Genomic DNA, 4,109 nt, shown 5'->3' on the forward strand with positions numbered 1-4,109 from the left:
GATACTAAGTTCCCAGCAGATGATTTTTGCGTCATATATCATATTTTATAACGCCGTGTCTACCAATCTACATTCTGATTTTTTCTTTCTACCCCGATTTACCGAGCGGATACGTTTTTAGTTCGTATGCGAACTTTTTGACGACAATCTCTCTAGCGTTTACCAATTTGTGGCAGTCAAGAAAAAAAAGAATTAGATCAGTGTTGTGCGTGACTCAATATCCTGACTGCCTAATTTCTCTCCCTCTTATTGACCACCGGGCGATCGCATAACAGAACCTCTTGAGACCTTAAAGCCACCTCTGTTGATTTTGCTCCCAGCAGTAGTTAGAACAATGCCTTAGACAATGAATGGCCTCAATGCCTGCGGTTCTTGCTAGCCGAAGCACCTTCTTCGCCCTATGCTTAATTCCCGAAGCGATCGCTGCTAACAGTCGCATGAGGCTTCTCCCCCAATCAAGGGGACATTCTCTCTAGTTGGATCTGCGTTGGGTGTTTCTCTATTCCTGGTAACATGGTCATCACTTGCGGCAACATTGCCGAATGTTTTTAGTTTCTCAATTCTGAGAATTGTTAGTGGCCACATCAAAGATTCATGTTACAAATGCAGTACTTTTGTAGTACAAAAACCCCTTTGGGCGAACGGCGATTTCGTGTCATGAGCGCAGCCAGAGATGGCGCAGCCACTCGCAGGGCATGAAACCATAGTGAGTATGGTATTACTTATACAAATGCCTGAAATCCACTTTTGGGGGAGAAATCGCGCTTACTGCCTACTGCCAAAATATCCCCAAAAGCACCTCTAGGGTACATAACGACAGTCGTTTGACTGTCATCGGGTTTTCGGTTAATGACAGTCAAACGACTGTCATTTGGTACAGTAGAGGGGTACTAGGGGTGGTTTACGGCATATTTTGACAGTCATTGAAATTTGGTATCAATCAACACGATGTCTTATTCACAATCTCCTCTAATTCGGTAGGAATACAGGATATGGAGCAACCTGATTTAGAAGTGCTTTCGATTAAGCGCAGTCACGACAGTAGCGATGGCCAGTTGCTGCAATTTTTACGAGAGCGAGAGCGTACTATGTCGGGCAGAGGTTTGACTAAAATTGTTTTGAGTACTCTTTTTGAATGTGCTGGGGGCCTTTTGTCATAAAGCGTATTAGTGCTGACAGTAACACTCTAAAGACTGCTGTGATTTACTCTGTATCACAGTTGGAATTACAGATTTACTTGCTTAAGCAATTACTCGATTGAGCAGTTTTCTGAAGTACTGCGATCGCTTCTCCCTCCTATTGCCCCACTGCTGACTCTCGCCCCTCTAGCTCGACCGCATTCGCCATTGGGCATTGGATGTTGAGGAAGAGGCGATGCCCGTAGTCATGCTACGCTCTACTCCCCTGGTGTCCCTATTAGACATTAGAGATTAGGGATTGGGTGAAATGGGCGTTGTCATTCCATCTGTGAAACTTGATCTGCTTTTGTCGTTTTTTTGTAGTTCTTTTGTAGTCAATCTTAGTTGATTTTTCGTTTCAAAAGCCATGCAAAAATGGCTGAAATTGAAGTTACCCAAAATAAGCATAATACGGTTATTTTATTCTCTAATCGAAGAATTGTTGACAGCAAAAAATAGTGATTCCCTGCGCTTAGTTTAGGCTTAGTCTAGGCTTAGTCCAAGCATAGTCTAGGAAACTTGCTTTCTTGAAAAACTGATTAAGAGCGCTTAGTCTAGGCTTAGTCCAAACATAGTCTAGGCATAGTCTGGAGAAAATGTAGTTTGGTATACAATTTCGTCATTTTAAAATCCACTAATTACATAAACTTAGTGGTGATTATGTAATTAGTTTGTAAGAGAAAAAATAACTTTAATTTCTCCTTGCCTTAAAACCTTCCCCGCTTAGAAATTCTTCATTTATCAGCAAGAGAATTTTATCTGTGTCCTTGCCCTTGTTGGCATAGCTGGCAGGGTTACTGGGGTATTTCTTGTTTTCCATGCCGAACTTAGCATTATGGCTAATCACCTCATCTTTGTGCTGTTCAATCCAATCGCGTACTAGTAGCCCATTGCAGCCCGATAAATCCCTCAAAGCTTGGTTAGTAATTGCGAGGCGATCTGAGTCAAGAGTTGCCACAGTATCGTTGTACAAACAGATTGCCTGATAAGACAGATTGCCTGATAAGATCGACGAATTTTTTCTATACCTGCCCTCGGCGCTTTGCTCCCCCATATCTCAGCATCAGTCTTGGCTTGCCAGTCAATCTCTTCTTTGATGGGTGTTACCTTGGCAGGTGTGGCAGTAACAGCAGGTGCTATGGCCACACCTTGAGTTACCTTATTCACCAGCTCAATAATTTTCTGTTCTAACCAAGAGTCTAACTCGGTGACGTTAAGAGTAACTGTTTGTGGTTGCTGTGGTGCGCTGGCTGACATTGCGGTTTTCTCCTGTTGTAATTGTTTGTTGGCTATATCAAATTGGTTATTGCTATCTTCTAACTGGTTATTACTTTGCCGTAACTCTTTAATTTCTGCGATCGCTTCTTAAGCCTGGTGGATTAATGGTGTGCGAGGAAGCAGACTTTAGCTGTGCCTTTTGTGATCCGCCATCCCCAGCTTATGAGCGTTGTTTTGAACTTTTCTTAGCTATCAGCGACATTCGAGGTCAGCATTTTCGTCTTGGAACCACGCTATACCGAGTTTTTCAGGATGTTGGGTTGGTTGCACCGTCCGTTTCTTTGGTGCAACCCGTTGTAGTGCGCTCTAACGCCAAGCACCTAGTCGATTTATCATTGAGGCAGTTGATGCTTTCATTGAAGCTGGACTGACAACACAAGAAGAGATTGACCAGACGATTGCCCAAATAAGGGCATTGGCTGCTGACGAAACAACAATATTTTGCATCCCTCGCGTCACGCAAGTTTGGGCGCAAAAATAAATTTATTGTTCCATTTCCGGTTTCAAAAAATGCGAATCGCCTAAACCCGTTAACAGGTTTACTCGATTAAGTTTTGGGGGATAATCAGCTTGTCGGCACGCTCCCGTAATACCCTTGGAACCCAATCAACTAAACCTATTTCCAGAAGTGAAACCCACACCAGCACGTAGAGCAGAGGCGCTGGTGATGAGTGCTGATGCCCTGCTGAAGTGGAAAACACAAATTTTGGACTATCAGCAACGGGTGAGGGAAAGCAAGCCAGTGCAGCAGGCGACGTTATTCGACATTGCACCAAAGCACTGCGACCCAGACCGGATTGATCCGTTGCAGTTACAGGTGCGATCGCTCTCGTTCTGGAGGATGCCAGCAAACAGCCCCGGCGATGCGTGTCTGTACTTCATCGTTGACTCTGCGGCTGACCTGATTTTATATGTGGGGGAAACTTGCAGAAGTAACAAGCGCTGGAAAGGGATTCACGCCTGCAAGGATTACATAGCAAGCTACCAGGATTTGCATTATCGCTATGGAATGAAGACAGCAGTCAACATCGCTTTTTGGTGGGATACCCCGGTTGAGAGACAACCCCGGCAGGAGTTGGAATTGAGTTTAATTTTGAAGTGGCGATCGCCATTTAACAAAGAAAATTGGGAGAGATGGGGTCAGCCGTTTAGTTAGAAAAAGTAAAGTTTAGTATCAAAGGAAACCTGCTCTTTTAATAGAGTGATAACTTATTAATTGAAGCCCTATAGCTTCATAGGCAGATTTGACAGCCGATGTTCAATTTAGTAAGAGGTAAAGACGCTGTTGTATTGCAATCTGTCTCGTCAAGTAACAACACCCAACTCGAACGCTGATATTTCCTCCTAGTGGTAAACAGAGGGCGCTGTAACTGATTGCTCAGTAGACTTTAATCAGTACAACCCTGAACGAATGATGGATGTGAGGAAATAACTAAGTGACTCAGGGGAAACGCACCTTATTTCCTAACAAAAACTAATAAAGATTTCAAAGTCATTTATACAAGTGCAAAAGTTGGCAAGGTTATAAACAAAGTAAATCGATTCTTTTGCAATCGTATAAATTAACTTATCTCTAATAAAAGAACTTTTATTTAAGGATAAATTAGCTAACTATTCAGCCATAAATAAGTAAACTCATCCTTGAAAATAAGC

At 42.9% G+C, this 4,109-nt stretch carries 5 protein-coding genes; 2 read left to right on the forward strand and 3 right to left on the reverse strand.

What is annotated here, in order from left to right; all coding sequences use genetic code 11:
* Positions 1-289: 289 nt before the first annotated feature.
* The 3 genes from H6G97_RS46805 to H6G97_RS46815 all read right to left on the reverse strand — a co-directional run bounded on the left by H6G97_RS46805 (position 290) and on the right by H6G97_RS46815 (position 2,435).
* Positions 290-439 (reverse strand): hypothetical protein, encoded by a 150-nt coding sequence (locus H6G97_RS46805; RefSeq protein WP_190947206.1) that lies wholly within the window; start codon positions 437-439, stop codon positions 290-292.
* A 1,430-nt stretch (positions 440-1,869) separates the two neighbouring features.
* Positions 1,870-2,091: a hypothetical protein gene (locus H6G97_RS46810; protein WP_190947207.1), complete on the reverse strand. Its 222-nt coding sequence runs from the start codon at positions 2,089-2,091 to the stop codon at positions 1,870-1,872.
* Positions 2,088-2,435: a hypothetical protein gene (locus tag H6G97_RS46815; RefSeq protein ID WP_190947208.1), complete on the reverse strand. Its 348-nt coding sequence runs from the start codon at positions 2,433-2,435 to the stop codon at positions 2,088-2,090. Before H6G97_RS46815 ends, H6G97_RS46810 begins: the two co-directional genes overlap by 4 nt.
* A 125-nt stretch (positions 2,436-2,560) precedes the next feature.
* Here H6G97_RS46815 and H6G97_RS46820 point away from each other — a divergent pair, with 125 nt between their 5' ends.
* Both H6G97_RS46820 and H6G97_RS46825 read left to right on the forward strand, forming a co-directional pair.
* On the forward strand, positions 2,561-2,827 hold the full coding sequence (locus tag H6G97_RS46820; protein ID WP_190947209.1) for a hypothetical protein: 267 nt from the start codon (positions 2,561-2,563) through the stop codon (positions 2,825-2,827).
* A 224-nt stretch (positions 2,828-3,051) separates the two neighbouring features.
* Entirely contained in the window at positions 3,052-3,612 is a 561-nt protein-coding gene (locus H6G97_RS46825; RefSeq protein ID WP_338421999.1) for a GIY-YIG nuclease family protein, read from the forward strand.
* The last annotated feature ends 497 nt before the right edge of the window (positions 3,613-4,109 follow it).

Origin of the sequence: Nostoc flagelliforme FACHB-838 (assembly GCF_014698065.1) — a bacterium.
Classification (GTDB): domain Bacteria; phylum Cyanobacteriota; class Cyanobacteriia; order Cyanobacteriales; family Nostocaceae; genus Nostoc; species Nostoc flagelliforme_B.

Excerpts from the sequence above, each read along its gene's own strand:
- H6G97_RS46815 (WP_190947208.1), bottom strand. The coding sequence starts at position 2,435 with ATGTCAGCCAGCGCACCACAGCAACCACAAACAGTTACTCTTAACGTC.
- H6G97_RS46805 (WP_190947206.1), bottom strand. The coding sequence starts at position 439 with ATGCGACTGTTAGCAGCGATCGCTTCGGGAATTAAGCATAGGGCGAAG.
- H6G97_RS46820 (WP_190947209.1), top strand. The coding sequence starts at position 2,561 with ATGGTGTGCGAGGAAGCAGACTTTAGCTGTGCCTTTTGTGATCCGCCA.